Genomic DNA, 16,265 nt, shown 5'->3' with positions numbered 1-16,265 from the left:
GACCGGAATACCGCCGCGACCTAGGGTGTGAGCAACCGACACGACGGCGGGGGGCCGGATGTCCGAGGAGCCGACCGACGATGTCGACCAGCAGGTCGCGACCGGCGCGCTCCCCGACCCGCCGCGCGTCGATGAACTCGTCCACGAGGCTCATCGCCGGTACGTGGACGACGACGACGGCACCGTCGCCGACTACATCCCCGCGCTCGCGCAGGCCGACCCTGAGCTCTTCGGGCTCGCCGTCGTCGAGGCCGCAGGAGCCGTGCACGATGCGGGCGACGCGCACCGGCTCTTCACGATCCAGTCGATCTCGAAGCTGTTCGTGTACGCACTCGTCGTCGACGAGCTCGGTCACGACGTCGTGCGCGACCGTGTCGGCGTGAACAACACGGGGCTCGCGTTCAACTCGGTCGTCGCGATCGAGCTCAACGACGGCCATCCCATGAACCCGATGGTCAATGCGGGCGCGATCGCGACCACCGCGCTCGTCCGCGCCGCGTCGACCGCCGAGCGCTGGGAGCGGGTGCGCGAGGGGCTGTCGGCCTTCGCGGGGCGGCAGCTGCGCCTGAACGGCGAGGTGTACCGGTCGGAGGCCGACACGAACGACCGCAACCGGGCGATCGGGCGGCTGCTGCGCAGCTACGGCCGTCTCGACGGCGATCCCGACGACGTCGTCGACGTCTACACGCGGCAGTGCGCCCTCGACGTCGACGCGCACGACCTCGCCGTCATGGGCGCCACTCTCGCCGACGGCGGCGTCAACCCGGTCACCGGCGAGCGCGTGGTGTCCGCCGACGTCTGCCGCGACACGCTCGCGGTGGTCGCCGCGTCCGGCCTCTACGAGCGAAGCGGCGAATGGCTCTTCGAGATCGGCCTCCCCGCGAAGTCGGGGGTCTCCGGGGGCATCGTCGCGATCGCCCCCGGGAAGGGCGCGATCGGCGCGTTCTCGCCCCGACTCGACGCCGCCGGCAACTCGGTCCGCGCACGACGCGCCATCCGCCATCTCTCCCGGGCCCTGGGCCTGAATCTGTTCGCGTCGGCGCCCGCCGTCGCGCACCGCCGAGAGGAGCGCGCATGACCCGATCCCCGGACGCGACCGACGGGAGGGCGTCGTGGATGCCACTCGTGTCGCTCTTCCTCGCCCAGGTGCTGATGTCGTTCAACGTCGCGGCCCTGCCCATCTCGCTCGGAGGCATGGTCGACGACTTCGGCGTGCCGCCCACCGTCGCCAGCTCCACGATCGTCGTCTACGGCCTCGCGGTGGCCGCCCTCGTCATGACGGGCGCGAAGCTCGGCCAGAGGGTCGGATGGGTGCTCATCTTCCGTATCGTCATCGTGCTGTTCGCGGGATCGTCCGTCCTCATGATCCTCGCGCCGACCGTGGGCTGGGCGATCGCCGGCCAGGCCGTCGCGGGCGCCGCAGCGGCGATCATCGTGCCCGCCATCGTCGCCCTCATCGCGGAGAACTACCGCGGCTCACAGCAGGCGACGGCGATCGGCGCGATCGGATCGGCGCGCGCGATCTCGGGAGTGAGCGCGTTCCTCATCGGCGGCACCCTGGGCACGCTCGTGGGATGGCGCCCGGTCTTCGTCATCGTGCTCGCGTTCGCGGTGCTCGTGTTCGCCTTCAGCTTCACCCTGCGCGGCGACCGCGGCGACCCGGGCATCCGGATCGACCTCGTCGCGTCGGGGCTCATCGGCGCGGCGATCGTCGCGCTCACGCTCGGCTTCAACAACCTGAACGGATGGGGTGCGCTGCGCGCGACCGACGCGGCGCCGTTCGCCGTCGGCGGGCTGTCGCCCGCCCCGCTCCTCATCGTCGGGGGGATCGTCCTCGGCCAGGCGTTCTTCCTCTGGACCCGGCGCCGCATGCGCGCCGGGCGCGTGCCGCTCATCGACCTGTCGATCATCGACTCCCCCCGCGAGCGGGCCGCCGTCTACGCCATGTTCGTCGTCGTGGCGCTGGAAGCGTGCGTCAACTTCACCATCCCCCTGTACATCCAGATCGTGCAGGGGCGCACGCCGTTCGACACCTCGCTCGCGATGATGCCGTTCAACCTGACGGTCTTCCTCACGGCGACGCTGGTCGTGCGCTTCTACCGGCGGTATCCGCCGCGGACGATCGGCGTCTTCGGCTTCGTGCTGACGACGGCGGCCCTCGTCTGGCTCTCGTTCGTCGTGACGAACAACTGGGAGACGATCCCGACCATCCTCGGACTCGTCGTCTTCGGCGTCGGGCAGGGAGCCCTCGTGACGCTCGTCTTCAACGTGCTCGTGACAGCGGCGCCTCCCGAGCGGGCCGGCGATGTCGGCTCGCTGCGCGGCACGACGCAGAATCTCGCCTCCGCCGTCGGCACCGCCGTCGCGGGGGCGCTGCTCGTCTCCCTGCTGGGGGTGAGCGTAGGTCGCGCGGTCGCCGAGCATCCCGAGCTGCCGCCCGAGCTCGTCGCGCAGGTGAACCTCGACGACGTGAACTTCGTGAGCAACGACGAGCTGCGGGCCGTCCTCGACGGCACCGACGCGACCGACGCCCAGATCGAGGCGGCCGTCGCCGTCAACGAGGAGTCGCGGCTGGCGACCCTGCGTCTCGGGCTGCTCGTGCTCGCGGGCGTCAGCGCGCTCGCCATCCTCCCGGCGTCGAGGCTGCCGCGGTACACGCCGGAGGAGATCCCCGACCCGTCGCCGCGTTAGCCGAGCGCCCTCCGCCGCATCCGCACGAGCAGCGACGCGACATGCGCCCGCGCCGACGCCTCCGCGCCGACGACGTCGCCGCGCTCGATGGCGTCGACGATCGCCGTGTGCTCGGCGAGCGCGGCCGCGCGCCCGCTGGCATCCGACCACAGCCCCGCGTCGTGCAGGTGCGCGATCGAATCGAGCCGATGGAGCGCGTCGCTTAGCACGCGGTTGCGCGCGAGATCGCGGATGGCCGTGTGGAAGGCGAGGTCGCGGCGTGCGTCGGCCGTCGGATCCTCCTCCGCGAGGCCCTCCTCCTGCGCCCGCAGCAGCGCCCGCAGCTCGGCGATGTCGTCGGCGCGCGCGTGCGCGACGGCCTCTCGGGCGGCGAGGCCGTCGAGCGGCTCGCGCACCGTCATCACCTGGACGACGTCGGCCTCCGTGAGGGTCGCCACCCTGGCGCCCGCGTGGGGCGTGTGCACGGCGAGGCCGTCGGCGATGAGCCGCTGCACGGAGTCGCGCACGGGGCTGCGGCTGACGTTCAGCTGCGCGGCGAGGGCCGGCACGCTGAGCGGCATGCCCGATCGCAGCTCGCCGCGGAAGATGCGGTCGACGAGATCGGCGTAGACGGCGTCGCCCAGCAGACCCTCATGCTCCCTGGCTGCCATCCCTCTCCTCCCCAACGTCGGGCGCGGCACGGGGCGGGTGCCGCGATCGGCACCCGCCCCGCTCGCTCTGCTCAGCAGATTATCCGCGGCCCCGCGCATAGTTCGCCGCCACCCGCTGGTCGAGGTAGTCGCGGGCGGTGAGGGGAGGGTACGTGCCCTGCGGCGGCTCGATGACGACGTCGCGGTTCGCCTGCGCGAAGAACGGGATGCTGTAACGCGCGCCCGTGTACTCGCCGGCGCCAGGCACGCGCACGCGGTGGAAGTTCGACAGCAGCTGGTCGTCGCTCCAGCGCATGAGCATGTCGCCGATGTTGCACGTGATCGCGTCGTCGCTCGGCACGACGGGCGTCCATTCGGGGGCGTCGACATCGCGGCCGGGGCAGACCTGCAGCCCGCCCTGGCCCGTGCGCTGGAACAGGAGCGTGAGGCAGTCGAAGTCGGTGTGGGCGCCCGCGCGCCACACACCGGGCTGATCGCGCAGCTCCTCCGGGAGCGCGTAGTAGTGGATGAGCCGGAGCGTCGACTGGTAGGCGTCGCTCGACGGGTCGTGCGCCTCCGCGAAGAAGTCGCGCGCGAACCCGAGGCGATCGGCGAAGCACGACAGCACCTGCATCGCGAGCGCCCAGCACTGCGACTCGAAGTCGAGCATGAACGAGCGGAAGCCCGGCAGCTCCTCCTCGTCCGGCCAGAGAGCGGCCATGTGCGGACGCGTGATCTGGTACGACTCCTTCTGATCGGGGGTGCTCACCGAGGGGCGCACCTGGCTCGTGTGCTCCCAGCCGGCGTTGTCGGCCTTGACGAGGGGCAGCTTCTCCTTGCTTCCGCGCGGGAGGTCGAAGAACGCCGCGGAACGGGCGAACGCCTCGTCGACCATCTCCTGCGGGATGGGGTGGTTCACCAGCTGGAAGAAGCCGATCTCCGTCGCCGCACGCCACAGCTGCTCGGTGATCTCCTCCCGGCGGTTCTCGAAGTCGGACACGTCGATGCGGGGGACCTCGACGTCGGTGCGCAGCCCGCCGAGGCCGCCCATGCGGGCTTCCTTCTCGAGCTCGGCGAGGTCGTACGAGGGGTTCGCGGTCATGGTGATCCTGCTCTCTCGGCCACATCCCGTGGCCAGGGTGCCCCGGGACGCCGATCGCCTGGGCAGTGGGTCCACTGTGCATGATTGCATGCGATCTTGTCCATAATGCCGTTTGTAAACTCTGAGTTACATACACTGTCGCGGTTTGCGGCCGCAGTCGCCTCGCCCCCACGCTGAGGTCATGACCCCTTCCCCGCTCCTTCGCGCCACGCCGACGCGACGGCCGTCGGCCATCCTCGACTCCTCCGTGTGGAACGGCGAGGAGTTCGTCGCGCACCGGGACGTGCTGATCGAGGACGGCGCGATCGTCGAGGTGCGCGCGCACGACGATCGCGGATGGTCCGGGGCCGATGCGATCGACGGACGCGGCTCCCATGTGCTGCCGGGGTTCGCGAACACGCACACGCACCTGCAGCAGTCGACCTGCCGCGGCGTCGGAGAGGGGCAGCCGCTGCTCTCGTGGCTGCTGACCGTCGGCGAGCACATGGCCGACGTCGCACCCGAGCGGGCGTACCTCGCCGCCGTCGCCGGCGCGCTCGAGGGGCTCCGGAGCGGATCGACGACGCTCGTCGAGCATATGTGGCCGCACCCCTCCCCCGAGGTGCACGATGCCGTGCTGCGCGGGCTGCGTGACGTCGGCGTGCGCGCCGTACTGGGCCGCGGCGTCGCCGACCGCGCGGATGCCGGCCGCCGCTGGGGATTCGACCCCCGTCTCATGCAGCCGCTCGACGACGCACTCGCCGACGTCGACCGTCTGCGTGCGGCCGCCGCGGGCTCGCGGGTGACGATCGGCCTCGCGGTGCCGAACCCGCGCACGCTCACGCCGGAGGGCATGCGCGTCGTCCGCGCCTTCGCCGACGCGCGCGACATGCCCGTCATGATCCACCTGCTCGAGACGACGACCGACGACGAGCAGTGCCGTGCGCATACGGGGATGGACGCCGTGGCGTATCTGCACGACGCCGGTTTCGTCTGGGAGCGGCTGCTCGCGGTGCACGCCGTGCAGCTCTCGCGCGAGGCCATGGACCTGTTCGCCGCCCACGGCGTCGGGGTCTCCTGGAACCCCGTCTCGAACCTGCGGCTCGGATCGGGGTTCGCGCCCGTGCTCGCGATGCGCGAGGCCGGGGTCGCCGTGTCGGTCGGCGTCGACGGCGCCGGATCGAACGACCGGCAGGACATGCTGGAGACCATCCGGACGGCCGCGTACACGCAGCGCGCCGCTCACGGCAGGGCCGACCTGCTCGACGCCGCCGACATGATCGGGATGGCGACGCACGGGCTCGGAGGGACGCCGGGCATCGCCGCGGGCACACGAGCGGACCTGACCGTCATCCGGTTCGACCGCGACTTCGCCTGCCTGCCGGTGACGGATGCGGCGGCATCGCTGCTGACGACGGGGACGCCGCGGATCGTCGACACCGTGATGGTCGGCGGCGAGGTCGTGGTGGACGACGGACGTTCGACCCGCATCGACGAGGAAGCACTCGCGACGGCCCTCGCGCGGCTTGCCTGACATACCCCCTGGGGGTACCCTGGCGCGTATGAGCATCGACGGACGCATCGACCTCGGCCTCTCCGACGCGAGCGCAGGAGGCTGCGCCTGCTGCGCCGCACCCTCCGACGCGAGCGCGGACGCCGCGAACGCTGGGGCCTCCAGCCCCGGGGCCGCGCGCCCCGAGTCCGCGGAGGTCGTGCTCGTCGACGGCATGACGTGCGGGCACTGCGTGTCGGCCGTCACGGAGGAGCTGTCGGCGCTGCCGGGCGTGGCGGGCGTCGACGTCGAGCTGAACGCCGGCGGCACGTCGCGCGTCACCGTGCGCACCGCGGCCTCGCTCGATCCGGCGGCTGTGGACGCCGCCGTCGCCGAGGCGGGCTACGCCGTCGTGCACTGAGGCGGGGCGGCCGGTGCCGCTGAGACGGGCTACGCCGTGCGCAGCGCCGGCTGAGCCGGGGCGGCGGCCTGTCGGTTGGCCGCCGGCCTACCGCGTCGGCAGCAGCACGGTCGGGCTCGCGAGCGGCAGCCGGTGCCGCACCCGCCCGGGGACGCCCGTGCGGGCATCCAGCGGAAGCGACACGATCTCGCTCGATCCCTGGCCGGCGATGAGCAGGGCGTCGCGGCCGACCACGTGATGCCGGGGGATCGCGACGCCGGCCTCGACGAGCGCGACCCGCTCGAGCGTCTCGCCCGCGCCCCGCACCCGCAGCACCGCGATCGCGTCGGAGCCGCGGATGCCCGCGTACAGCACCTCGCCGTCGCGCGAGCGGGCGAGCTCAGCCGCGGTGTCTCCGCCTCGCACGTCGGGCGACGCGGCGATGCCCCCGCGCAGAGCCCAGCGGCCATCCGGTCCCTGCGCGAGGGTGAAGACCTCGCACGAGAACTCCGTGACGACGTGCAGGTGCCCGCTCGGGTGGTGCAGCAGGTGGCGCGGCCCCACCCCGAACGGCAGCACCACCTCGTGATCGAGCACGAGGCCGCGTGGCGACGTGCGCCAGATGCGCACGAGGTCGAAGCCGAGATCGGTCGTCGCGACGCGGCCGCCGGGCAGCGCGACGGCGCAGTGCGCGCGAGACGGGCGCGGCTCGGACGATGCCGGCGCCGCGTCGACGAGCATGTCGCGCTCGCGCACGGCGGCGAGGATGCCGCGCACGGCCGGGTCGTCGAAGGGGTCGGCATCGGCCTGCCCGAGCGCCGCGAGAAGGCCGGCGAGCCCGTCGTCGGCCTCGCCGCCCGCGAGGAGCGATGCGATGCGGCTCGGGTCGGCGTCCCCGTCGACGAGCGCGCGGAGGTCCATGGCGCCCGACCAGTCGGGCGCGCGCTCCGTCAGGAGCGATGCGATGTCGCCCGGCGTCGCGCCCTGCGCGAGCAGCTCGCCCGCGTCGACGGTGCCCTCGCCGTCCCGCACGTCGGCGAGGTCGGGCTCGCGCGCGACCGCGTAGGGGTCGGCGGCCGCGGCGCCGGTCGTCGGCGCGCCGAGCGAGCCGTCGGAGCGGAGCGGCACGTGCACGACGCGGCCGTCGCCCCAGCACGAGGCGACGAGATGCGTGCCGTCGGCGGCGACCTGGATGTGGCACACCGCGGCGCCCGCCTCGACGCTCTCGCCGAGCGGGGCGAGAGAGGCCTCCCCCGTCCTGCGGAACGCCGCGATCCGGCCATCCGCCTCGAGCGCCGCGTACACGATGTCGCGCGACGGGTGCGCCGCCAGCCACGACGCCGACTCCGCCTGCGCCGCGAGCCCCCGGTCGGCGAGCATGCCGCCCGACAGGGGCGAGCCCGCCTCGCCCGCCGTGACGAGCGAGATGCCCTCCGACTCCGCGCCCTGCGCGGGCCCCCAACCGCCGATCCAGAACCTCACCCGTCCATCCTCCCCCCTCGCTCCCCCCCCCCGCTCGCCGCCGCTCTTCTTCTCGTCCAACGGATACCCGTTGGCCATGCGGACACCTGATTGCGCGTCATCCGCTGTGCTCTCGACAATCGGATATCCGTTGGGCGAGAGTCCCCTTGGCCACCGCATGCGCGAGAATGGATGGCGATGTCCGGATTCGAAGAGCACACCCGCTGGCAGGCCGAGCGCCGCGACGCCGTCACCTCGGCGACGGGGAACCTCGCCCTCGTCGAGACCCGCTGGACGGGCGCGCTGCCCGACCTCGAAGCCGAGCGGGCAGCCCCGCCGGCGACCGTGCAGGTCACCCGCGTGCAGCGGACCGACCTCGACACGGGCGAGCCCGAGCACGGGCTGCGCTTCTGGGATGCCGACTCCCCCGCCATCCGGGCCTTCGACCGCATCGACACCTACGCATACGACCCCGCGTGGGTGCTCGAGGGCCGGTTCACGCCCGTCGACGGCGACCGGACGGTGCCGTTCGAGCACATCCGCGACAACGGCGGCACGCGCGACCTCGTCGTCCCCGGCGACATCCGCCTCGAGCTGGACGGCCGCGAGTACACGCTCGCCGCTTTCGATGACGGCGGCACGCTGCTGCTCGTGTTCGCCGACGAGACGAACGGCGCCGAGACCTACGGGTCCGGCCGGTTCCTCTTCGTCCGGCTGCGCGACGACGCGGGGTCGGTCGTCCTCGACTTCAACAGGGCGTTCGTGCCCCCGTGCGGCTTCTCGGCGCAGTACAACTGCCCGCTGCCGCCCGTATCCAACCGGTTCCCGCTGCCCATCCGAGCAGGCGAGAAGAACGTCGTCTTCCGCGACGGCTTCGACATCTACGCGGCCTGAGGCCGCGCGCTCTCACCCTGGAGTACCCATGAGAACATCCCGCATCGCCCTGTCCGCGGGCCTCACCCTGTCGCTCGCGCTCGTCGCGGGCTGCGCCGGCGGCGCGTCCGACGACACCGCCAGCGAGGACGAGACCATCTTCATCGGCTCGCTGTACGAGCCCACCAACCTCAGCAACACGCAGGGCGGCGGCCAGGGCGTCACGGAGGCCCTCACGGGCAACGTCTACGAGGGCCTCTACCGCCTCGCCGACGACGGCGAGATCGAGCCGCTCCTCGCGGAGGACGCCGAGGTCTCGGATGACGGCCTCACCTACACGATCACCCTCCGCGAGGGCGTCACCTTCCACTCCGGCGACCCGCTGACGTCCGCGGATGTGCGCTCGAGCGTCGAGGCCGTCACGGCCGACGACTCCGTCTCGGCCCGCAAGTCGAGCTTCGAGGTCATCTCCGACATCGCGACGCCCGACGACCGGACGGTCGTCTTCACGCTGTCGGAGCGCTCGATCTCGTTCCTCTACAACCTCAGCTACGTCTGGATCGTGAACGACGCCGCCGGCGACATCACCGACAGCGAGGACGGCACCGGCCCCTACACGCTCGACGAGTGGCAGAAGGGCTCGACCCTCGCCCTCGCGCGCTGGGACGACTACTGGGGCGAGCCGGCGAAGAACGCCGAGGCCGTCTACACCTACTTCACCGACGCGACGGCGCAGAACAACGCCCTGCTCTCGGGGGAGATCGACGTCATCACGACCATCCAGAGCCCGGATGCCCTCGCGCAGTTCGAGGGCGACGACGAGTACGTCGTGAGCGAGGGGACGTCGACGACGAAGGAGCTGCTCGCGTTCAATGACCGCGTCGCGCCGTTCGACGACGCGCTCGTGCGCAAGGCCGTGTACTCGGCGATCGACACCTCGCAGCTGCTCGAATCGATCTGGGGCGACTACGGCACGCTCATCGGCTCCATGGTTCCGCCGACCGACCCCTGGTACGAGGACCTCACGGGCGTCAACCCCTACGACCCCGACCTCTCGCGCGAGCTGCTCGCCGAGGCGGGATACGCCGACGGCTTCACGTTCACGCTCGACACCCCGAGCTACGACCCGCACCCCGTCGTCGCGGAGTTCCTGCAGTCGCAGCTCGCCGAGGTCGGCATCACGGTCGAGATCAACACGATCAGCGCCGACGAGTGGTACACGAAGGTCTTCCAGGAGCAGGACTTCGAAGCCACCCTGCAGGAGCACGTGAACGACCGTGATGTCGTCTGGTACGGCAACCCCGACTTCTACTGGGGCTACGACGACGCCGACGTGCAGCAGTGGGTCGCCGAGGCCGAGCAGGCCGAGACGACCGACGAGCAGACCGCCCTGCTGACGCAGGTCAACGAGAAGATCGCCGAGGACGCGGCGAGCGTCTGGCTGTACCTCTACCCGCAGATCGTCGTCGCCTCGAGCGACCTCAGCGGGTACCCCGTCAACGGCCTGAACTCGCAGTTCTTCGCCTACGACATCGTCAAGTCCTGACACGCGACGGGGCGCCGCCTGTCGGCGCCCCGTCGCCGTCTGACAACACAGGCCCCTCCTGAGAACACATGATCGCCTACCTGCTGCGCCGATCCGCGTTCCTCGCGGTGTCGCTCGTCGTCGCCATGATCGCGGTGTTCGTGCTGCTGCGGCTGCTGCCGGGCGATCCCGCCAACGCCCTGCTGTCGGTCGACGCGACGCCCGAGCAGATCGCCGCCGCCCGGGCGCAGGTCGGTTCCGACCAGCCCCTCCTGCAGCAGTTCGCGACGTGGGCCGGTCAGCTGCTGCGACTCGACCTCGGCGAGTCGTTCCTGAGCTCCCGCCCCATCGGCCCCGACATCGCCGATCGCCTCGCGGTGACCATCCCGCTCACCCTCATCGCGTTCGCCGTCGCCCTGCTCGTCTCCCTCGCGATCGGCATCACCGCCGCGGTGAAGGCCGACCGCTGGTACGGCATCGCGCTGTCGGGCTTCGCCCAGCTCGGCGTCGCCGTCCCGGTCTTCTGGGTCGGAGTCGTCCTCGTCTGGGTGTTCGCGCTCGGGCTCGGCCTCCTGCCCTCCGGGGGCTTCCCGCGCGACGACTGGGAGGACCCGGCCGATGCGCTGCGGTCGCTCACCCTGCCGGTCATCGCGATCGTGGTCGTCATGAGCGCCTCGCTCAGCCGCTACGTGCGGTCGGCCACGCTCGACGTGCTCGGCAGCGACTACCTGCGCACCGCGCGGGCGGGCGGCGCGTCGACGACGGAGGCCCTGCTGCGCCACGGCGTGCGCAACGGCGCCGTGCCCGTCATCGCCGTGCTCGGCATCGAGCTGTCGACGACCCTCCTCGGCGCCGTCGTCGTCGAGAGCGTCTTCACCCTGCCCGGCCTCGGCAGCATGCTGCTGCAGGCGATCGAGCAGCACGACTTCCAGGTGATCCAGGGCGTGCTCGTCGTCAGCACCCTGTTCGTGCTGGTTATCGGCTTCGCGGCCGACATCGTCCAGCGCCTCGTCGACCCGCGCCTGCGCACGAGCGTCTCGGGGAACCGATGAGCCAGGTCGCCATCCAGCAGATCACCGGATCGGTGCCGACGCGCCGCCGGCCGAAGGCGACGCTCGTCGTGGGCGCCGTGCTCACGGGGCTCGTCGTCCTGACCGCCGTCGTCTCGCTCGTCTGGCTGCCGTATCCGCTCGCGGACACGAGCGGAGGGCGCCTCGAAGGGCCGGGCCCGCTCCATCCGCTCGGCACCGACCGCCTCGGCCGCGACCTTCTCTCGCAGCTCATGGCGGGCGCGCGCATCGCGCTCGCGGTGGGAACGGGCTCCGTCGCCCTGGCGGCCCTCATCGGCATCGCCGTCGGCCTCGTCGCGGCGTTCGCGCGGCCGTGGATCGACGACACGGTGTCGGCGACGCTCGACGTCGTCATCGCCTTCCCCGTCCTGCTGCTCGCCATGCTCGTGGTCGCGGTGCAGGGCGCGTCGCTGTGGTCGGCCATCCTCGCGGTCGGGCTCGCGATGTCGGCCGTCGTCGCGCGGCTCACGCGCATCCTCGCGCGCCGTGTGCTCCAGGAGCAGTTCGTCACCGCGGCTCGCACGAGCGGGACCTCCCTCCTCGGCGTCGTGTTCCGGCACGTGCTCCCGAACATCGCGCCGACGCTCGCCGTCAGCCTGGCCCTGCAGTTCGGCGGCGCCGTGCTGGCCGAGGCGAGCCTGTCGTACCTCGGCCTCGGCGCCCCGCCGCCGAACGCCTCATGGGGACGCATGCTGCAGGAGGCGCAGGGCACCGTCCTCACCGCGCCCGTCGGCGCCATCGCGCCGGGTCTCGCCGTCGTCGCGCTCGTGCTCGGCGTGAACTTCCTCGCCGACGGCCTGCGCGACCTCGCCGATCCGACCAGACGGAGGGCGCGATGAGCCTGCTCGAGGTGTCGGGCCTCACGATCCGGTCGGCGTCGGCGGCGCCCGTGCGCGACGTGTCGTTCGCCGTCGACGCCGGCGAACGGCTCGGCGTCATCGGCGAGTCGGGGTCGGGGAAGTCGCTCACCTCGCTCGCCGCGACGGGCCTGCTGCCGTCGTCGCTGACGCCGTCCGGCTCGATCCTGCTCGACGGGCGCGAGGTCGTCGGCGCCCGCGACGCCGTGCTGCGGCCGCTGCGGGGACCGGTCGTGCAGATCGTGTTCCAGGAGCCCCTCACGGCGCTCGACCCCCTCATGCGCGTCGGCCGGCAGATCGCCGAGCCGATGCGGCGCCATCTCGGTCTGCGCGGCGGCGCGCTGCGCGACGCCGTCGCCGCAGCGCTCGACGAGGTGGCGCTGCCCGATCCCCGGATCGCACGGGCGTTCCCGCACGAGCTGTCGGGCGGACAGCGGCAGCGGATCGCGATCGCCATCGCGCTCGCGGCACGGCCGCGGCTGCTCATCGCCGACGAGCCCACGACGGCCCTCGACGTCACCGTGCAGCACGGCGTGCTGTCGCTTCTCGAGCGCCTCGTCGCCGTACGCGGGATGGCGCTGCTCTTCATCAGCCACGACCTCGCGGTCGTCTCGCGGATGGCCGAGCGACTCGTCGTCCTGCAGAACGGGTCGGTCGTCGAGGAGGGGCCGGTCGCGCGCGTGCTCGCGGCGCCCGGCCATCCCTATACGCGGGCGCTCGTCGCGAGCGCCCGCGCCCTCGACGACGTGCTGGACGGAGCGGGATCGTGACGGTGCTGGAGCTGCGGTCGGCCGGCTTCTCCTACGGCAGGCAGCGCGTGCTCGACGACGTGTCGATCTCCGTCGGCGCCGGCGAGACGGTCGGTCTCGTCGGCGAGTCGGGGGCGGGCAAGTCGACCATCCTGCGTCTGCTGCTGGGCCTCGCGGCACCGCAGCCCGGCGAGGCCCTGTTCGACGGCGCCCTGCTCGAGCGGCGCGATCGCGCGCTCATGCGCCGCTTCCGCGCGAGCGTGCAGCCGGTGTTCCAGGACCCGTACTCGTCACTCGATCCCCGGCAGCGCATCGACCGGATCGTGGGCGAGCCGCTGCGCTCGCTGCGCCTCGCCCGCGGCGCGGACGCCGATCGGCGCATCGCCGAGGCGCTCGGGGCGGTCGGCCTGCCGGCCGACACCGCGCGGCGGTACCCGCACGAGTTCTCCGGCGGCCAGCGGCAGCGCATCGCGATCGCCCGGGCCGTCGTCTCGCGCCCCCGCGTGCTGCTGGCGGATGAGCCGGTGAGCGCCCTCGACGTGACGACGCGCGTCCAGGTGCTCGCGCTGCTCGACGAGCTGCGGCGCGAGCACGGGCTCGCGCTCGTGATGGTGTCGCACGACCTCGCCGCCGTCGCCTCGGCATGCGACCGCACGGTCGTGCTGCAGGGAGGTCGCGTCGTCGAGGAGGGGCCGACCCGGGCGCTCCTCGACGCGCCGCGCACCGCCTACGCGCAGGCGCTCGTCGGCGCCGTGCCGCGCCTGCCGCGCTGAGAGGCGCTCGGACCCGCTGCACCTCCTCTTGCCCAACGGATATCCGTTGCCGTCACGCACATGCGATTCCGCGTTATCCGGTGCGCTCTCGGCAAACGGATATCCGTTGGCGCGAGAAAGAAGGTGGGCGCGAGAGAGGGCGGCGAGTCAGAGGCCCCGCGTCGCCGTCCGGACGCGGTACAGGCTCGTCGTCGCGGCGATGAAGAGCTCGTCGCCGCCGGTGCCGCCGAAGCAGACGTTCGCGACGACCTCCGGGACCGGCGCGAACGCGACCTCCCCGCCATCCGGGGCGTACACGTGGACGCCGTCGCCCGCCGACGACCACACGCGCCCCTCGACGTCGACCGCGATGCCGTCGGGCACGCCCTCGCCCGGCGCGGCGAAGAACCGCCCGTTTGCGACGCCCTCGCCGACGACATCGTAGGCGTGGATAGCCGGCTCGGCACCCGTGTCGGTCACGTACAGGGTCCGCCCGTCGGGGGAGAAGGCGATGCCGTTCGGCCGGTCGAGGTCGAGGATCACGGCGAGGGGCTCCTCGCCGTCGCGCACGCGGAACACCCCGCACGCGCCGTACTCGCGCTCACCCGGATGGCCCTCGCGGGGCTGCGTGATCCCGTAGTCGGGATCGGTGAACCAGTACGCCCCGTCGGGCGCGACGGCGACGTCGTTCGGAGAGTTGAGGCGCACACCGGCGTAGGCGTCGGCGATCGAGGCGAGCGCGCCATCCGCCCCCTCTCGCTCGAGCCGCCGACGGCCGTGCGAGCACTGCACGACGGTGCCGTCGCGATCGAGGGCGCGGCCGTTCGTGAACTCGACGCCGGCGCGGTGCTCGGTGGTCTCTCCCGTGGCGGCATCCCACCGCAGGATGCGATCGCCGGGGATGTCGCTCCACCGCACGGCGTTCTCGGCCGGCATCCAGAGCGGCCCCTCGCTCCAGACGGCCCCCGTCCAGAGGTGTTCGGCGGGGCTGAGGATGAGCTCGGTCATTCCGCCATCCTCGCAGGCGCGCAGGCGCGGCGGCGCGGGGCGGGCGCGGCGACGCTTCGCCAGTGCGGATGTAGACCCTCCGGCGATTCGGCAGTGCGGATGTAGACCTGAGGGCGGTCTCAGGCGCACATCCGCACTGGCGAAGCGCGCGCAGACCCTCTCAGCCGCACATCCGCACTGGCGAAGCGCGCGCAGACCCTGTCAGCCGCACATCCGCACTGGCGAAGCCGCCCGCCAGCGCTCGGGCGAAGCCAGCCCGCCCGCCAGCGCTCGGGCGAAGCCGCCCGCGCGCCGGCGACGCCCCTCAGACGAGGTCGTGCCGCACGATCACCTGGTCGCGGCCGGGGCCGACGCCGATGACCGAGATGCGCGTGCCGCTGATGGCCTCGAGCGCCAGCACGTAGTCCTGCGCGTTCTTCGGCAGCTCCTCGAACGTGCGCGCGGTCGAGATGTCCTCGCTCCAGCCCGGGAAGTACTCCAGGACCGGCGTCGCGTGGTGGAAGTCGCTCTGGTTCACGGGCACCTCGTCGAAGCGCTCGCCGCCCACGTCGTACGCGACGCAGACGGGCACCTGCTCGAGCCCCGTGAGGATGTCGAGCTTCGTCAGCACGAGGTCGGTGATGCCGTTGATCCGCGTCGCGTAGCGCGTGATCGGGGCGTCGTACCACCCGACACGGCGCGGGCGCCCCGTCGTCGTGCCGAACTCGAACCCGGCGGCGCGCAGCCAGTCGCCCTGCTCGTCGAAGAGCTCGGTCGGGAAGGGGCCCGATCCGACGCGCGTCGTGTACGCCTTCACGATGCCGACGATCCGGTCGAGTCGGCCAGGGCCGACCCCCGACCCCGTGGCCGCGCCGCCGGCCGTCGCCGACGACGACGTCACGAACGGGTACGTGCCGTGGTCGATGTCGAGCATGGTCGCCTGACCGCCCTCGAACACCACGACCTCGCCCGCGTCGAGCGCGCGGTTGAGGAGGAGGCCCGTGTCGCACACCATGGGGCGCAGCCGCTCCGCGTACGACAGCAGGTCGTCGACGATCTCGTCCACGGCCATCCCGCGGCGGTTGAAGACCTTCACGAGCAGGTGGTTCTTCTGGTCGAGGGCGCCCTCGACCTTCTGGCGGAGGATGCTCTCGTCGAAGAGGTCCTGCACGCGGATGCCCACGCGGTTGATCTTGTCGGCGTACGCGGGCCCGATGCCGCGACCCGTCGTGCCGATCTGGCGCTTGCCGAGGAAGCGCTCGGTGACCTTGTCGAGCGTGCGGTGGTACGACGTGATGATGTGCGCGTTCGCGCTCACCCGCAGCTTCGACACGTCGATGCCGCGAGCCGACAGCGCGTCGAGCTCCGCGAAGAGCACCTCGAGGTCGATGACGACGCCGTTGCCGATGACGGGGGTCACGCCGGGGCTGAGGATGCCCGACGGCAGCAGGTGCAGCGCGTACTTCTCATCGCCGATGACGACGGTGTGGCCGGCGTTGTTGCCGCCGTTGAACTTGACGACCCAGTCGGTCCGCTCGCCGAGCAGATCGGTCGCCTTGCCCTTGCCCTCGTCGCCCCACTGGACGCCCACGATCACGATTCCCGGCATGGAGTACCCCCTGGATGGGTCGGTGTGCCCGGGTGCGCAGAGCGGCCCCGGAGGAGTCGCGCGCGGTGCGCGGCGCACTCCCCCGCCAT

General features: G+C 72.4%; 15 protein-coding genes. 10 read left to right on the top strand and 5 right to left on the bottom strand.

The features are described from left to right. Positions 1–58: 58 nt before the first annotated feature. Positions 59–1,078, top strand: a complete 1,020-nt coding sequence (gene glsA, locus ABD998_RS08640) for a glutaminase A (RefSeq protein WP_345438065.1) — start codon at positions 59–61, stop codon at positions 1,076–1,078. After that, on the top strand, positions 1,075–2,691 hold the full coding sequence (locus ABD998_RS08635) for an MFS transporter (RefSeq protein ID WP_345438063.1): 1,617 nt from the start codon (positions 1,075–1,077) through the stop codon (positions 2,689–2,691). Before glsA ends, ABD998_RS08635 begins: the two co-directional genes overlap by 4 nt. On the opposite strand, the gene ABD998_RS08630 is transcribed toward ABD998_RS08635, so the two are convergent. Then, positions 2,688–3,341, bottom strand: coding sequence for a GntR family transcriptional regulator (locus ABD998_RS08630; RefSeq protein ID WP_345438061.1), 654 nt, complete (start codon positions 3,339–3,341; stop codon positions 2,688–2,690). The two genes, ABD998_RS08635 and ABD998_RS08630, sit on opposite strands and share 4 nt — an antisense overlap. Before the next feature lie 79 nt (positions 3,342–3,420). Then, a complete protein-coding gene (locus ABD998_RS08625) occupies positions 3,421–4,422 on the bottom strand; it encodes an isopenicillin N synthase family dioxygenase (RefSeq protein ID WP_345438059.1) in 1,002 nt (333 codons plus the stop codon). Between the two features lie 181 nt (positions 4,423–4,603). On the opposite strand from ABD998_RS08625, the gene ABD998_RS08620 reads away from it, so the two are divergent. Together ABD998_RS08620 and ABD998_RS08615 are read left to right on the top strand one after the other, a co-directional pair. Then, entirely contained in the window at positions 4,604–5,935 is a 1,332-nt protein-coding gene (locus tag ABD998_RS08620) for an amidohydrolase family protein (RefSeq protein ID WP_345438057.1), read from the top strand. 28 nt (positions 5,936–5,963) lie between these two features. After that, positions 5,964–6,314, top strand: a complete 351-nt coding sequence (locus tag ABD998_RS08615) for a heavy-metal-associated domain-containing protein (protein WP_345438055.1) — start codon at positions 5,964–5,966, stop codon at positions 6,312–6,314. A gap of 87 nt (positions 6,315–6,401) precedes the next feature. Here ABD998_RS08615 and ABD998_RS08610 read toward each other — a convergent pair whose 3' ends face one another. Continuing rightward, on the bottom strand, positions 6,402–7,775 hold the full coding sequence (locus ABD998_RS08610) for a lactonase family protein (RefSeq protein WP_345438053.1): 1,374 nt from the start codon (positions 7,773–7,775) through the stop codon (positions 6,402–6,404). A 177-nt stretch (positions 7,776–7,952) separates the two neighbouring features. On the opposite strand from ABD998_RS08610, the gene ABD998_RS08605 reads away from it, so the two are divergent. From ABD998_RS08605 to ABD998_RS08580, 6 genes are all read left to right on the top strand, one after another. Continuing rightward, positions 7,953–8,648, top strand: coding sequence for a DUF1684 domain-containing protein (locus ABD998_RS08605; RefSeq protein WP_345438051.1), 696 nt, complete (start codon positions 7,953–7,955; stop codon positions 8,646–8,648). Positions 8,649–8,676: 28 nt separating this feature from the next. Continuing rightward, positions 8,677–10,173, top strand: coding sequence for an ABC transporter substrate-binding protein (locus ABD998_RS08600; RefSeq protein WP_345438049.1), 1,497 nt, complete (start codon positions 8,677–8,679; stop codon positions 10,171–10,173). Positions 10,174–10,241: 68 nt separating this feature from the next. Further along, positions 10,242–11,204 carry an ABC transporter permease gene (locus ABD998_RS08595; RefSeq protein ID WP_345438047.1) on the top strand — a complete coding sequence of 321 codons (963 nt, stop codon included), beginning with the start codon at positions 10,242–10,244 and terminating at the stop codon, positions 11,202–11,204. Further along, positions 11,201–12,061: an ABC transporter permease gene (locus ABD998_RS08590; RefSeq protein ID WP_345438045.1), complete on the top strand. Its 861-nt coding sequence runs from the start codon at positions 11,201–11,203 to the stop codon at positions 12,059–12,061. The genes ABD998_RS08595 and ABD998_RS08590 overlap by 4 nt, the downstream gene beginning before the upstream one ends. Next, entirely contained in the window at positions 12,058–12,849 is a 792-nt protein-coding gene (locus tag ABD998_RS08585) for an ABC transporter ATP-binding protein (RefSeq protein ID WP_345438043.1), read from the top strand. Before ABD998_RS08590 ends, ABD998_RS08585 begins: the two co-directional genes overlap by 4 nt. After that, the gene (locus ABD998_RS08580) at positions 12,843–13,601 is read left to right on the top strand and encodes an ABC transporter ATP-binding protein (protein ID WP_425562959.1); all 759 of its coding nucleotides are present in this window, start codon (positions 12,843–12,845) and stop codon (positions 13,599–13,601) included. The genes ABD998_RS08585 and ABD998_RS08580 overlap by 7 nt, the downstream gene beginning before the upstream one ends. Before the next feature lie 147 nt (positions 13,602–13,748). Here the strand turns inward: ABD998_RS08580 and ABD998_RS08575 are convergent, their stop codons facing one another. Next, entirely contained in the window at positions 13,749–14,588 is an 840-nt protein-coding gene (locus tag ABD998_RS08575; RefSeq protein WP_345438039.1) for an SMP-30/gluconolactonase/LRE family protein, read from the bottom strand. 304 nt (positions 14,589–14,892) lie between these two features. Further along, positions 14,893–16,176 (bottom strand): adenylosuccinate synthase, encoded by a 1,284-nt coding sequence (locus ABD998_RS08570; RefSeq protein WP_345438037.1) that lies wholly within the window; start codon positions 16,174–16,176, stop codon positions 14,893–14,895. Positions 16,177–16,265: the final 89 nt, after the last annotated feature.

Origin of the sequence: Microbacterium gilvum (assembly GCF_039543865.1) — a bacterium.
Classification (GTDB): domain Bacteria; phylum Actinomycetota; class Actinomycetes; order Actinomycetales; family Microbacteriaceae; genus Microbacterium; species Microbacterium gilvum.
The sequence above is the reverse complement of the archived record's forward strand: the minus strand, read 5'-3'. Positions and strand labels throughout refer to the sequence as shown.

Bases quoted from the DNA above. Each gene is read 5' to 3' on its own strand.
- glsA (WP_345438065.1), top strand. From the start codon at position 59: ATGTCCGAGGAGCCGACCGACGATGTCGACCAGCAGGTCGCGACCGGC.
- ABD998_RS08635 (WP_345438063.1), top strand. From the start codon at position 1,075: ATGACCCGATCCCCGGACGCGACCGACGGGAGGGCGTCGTGGATGCCA.
- ABD998_RS08630 (WP_345438061.1), bottom strand. From the start codon at position 3,341: ATGGCAGCCAGGGAGCATGAGGGTCTGCTGGGCGACGCCGTCTACGCC.
- ABD998_RS08625 (WP_345438059.1), bottom strand. From the start codon at position 4,422: ATGACCGCGAACCCCTCGTACGACCTCGCCGAGCTCGAGAAGGAAGCC.
- ABD998_RS08620 (WP_345438057.1), top strand. From the start codon at position 4,604: ATGACCCCTTCCCCGCTCCTTCGCGCCACGCCGACGCGACGGCCGTCG.
- ABD998_RS08615 (WP_345438055.1), top strand. From the start codon at position 5,964: ATGAGCATCGACGGACGCATCGACCTCGGCCTCTCCGACGCGAGCGCA.
- ABD998_RS08605 (WP_345438051.1), top strand. From the start codon at position 7,953: ATGTCCGGATTCGAAGAGCACACCCGCTGGCAGGCCGAGCGCCGCGAC.
- ABD998_RS08600 (WP_345438049.1), top strand. From the start codon at position 8,677: ATGAGAACATCCCGCATCGCCCTGTCCGCGGGCCTCACCCTGTCGCTC.
- ABD998_RS08595 (WP_345438047.1), top strand. From the start codon at position 10,242: ATGATCGCCTACCTGCTGCGCCGATCCGCGTTCCTCGCGGTGTCGCTC.
- ABD998_RS08590 (WP_345438045.1), top strand. From the start codon at position 11,201: ATGAGCCAGGTCGCCATCCAGCAGATCACCGGATCGGTGCCGACGCGC.
- ABD998_RS08585 (WP_345438043.1), top strand. From the start codon at position 12,058: ATGAGCCTGCTCGAGGTGTCGGGCCTCACGATCCGGTCGGCGTCGGCG.
- ABD998_RS08575 (WP_345438039.1), bottom strand. From the start codon at position 14,588: ATGACCGAGCTCATCCTCAGCCCCGCCGAACACCTCTGGACGGGGGCC.
- ABD998_RS08570 (WP_345438037.1), bottom strand. From the start codon at position 16,176: ATGCCGGGAATCGTGATCGTGGGCGTCCAGTGGGGCGACGAGGGCAAG.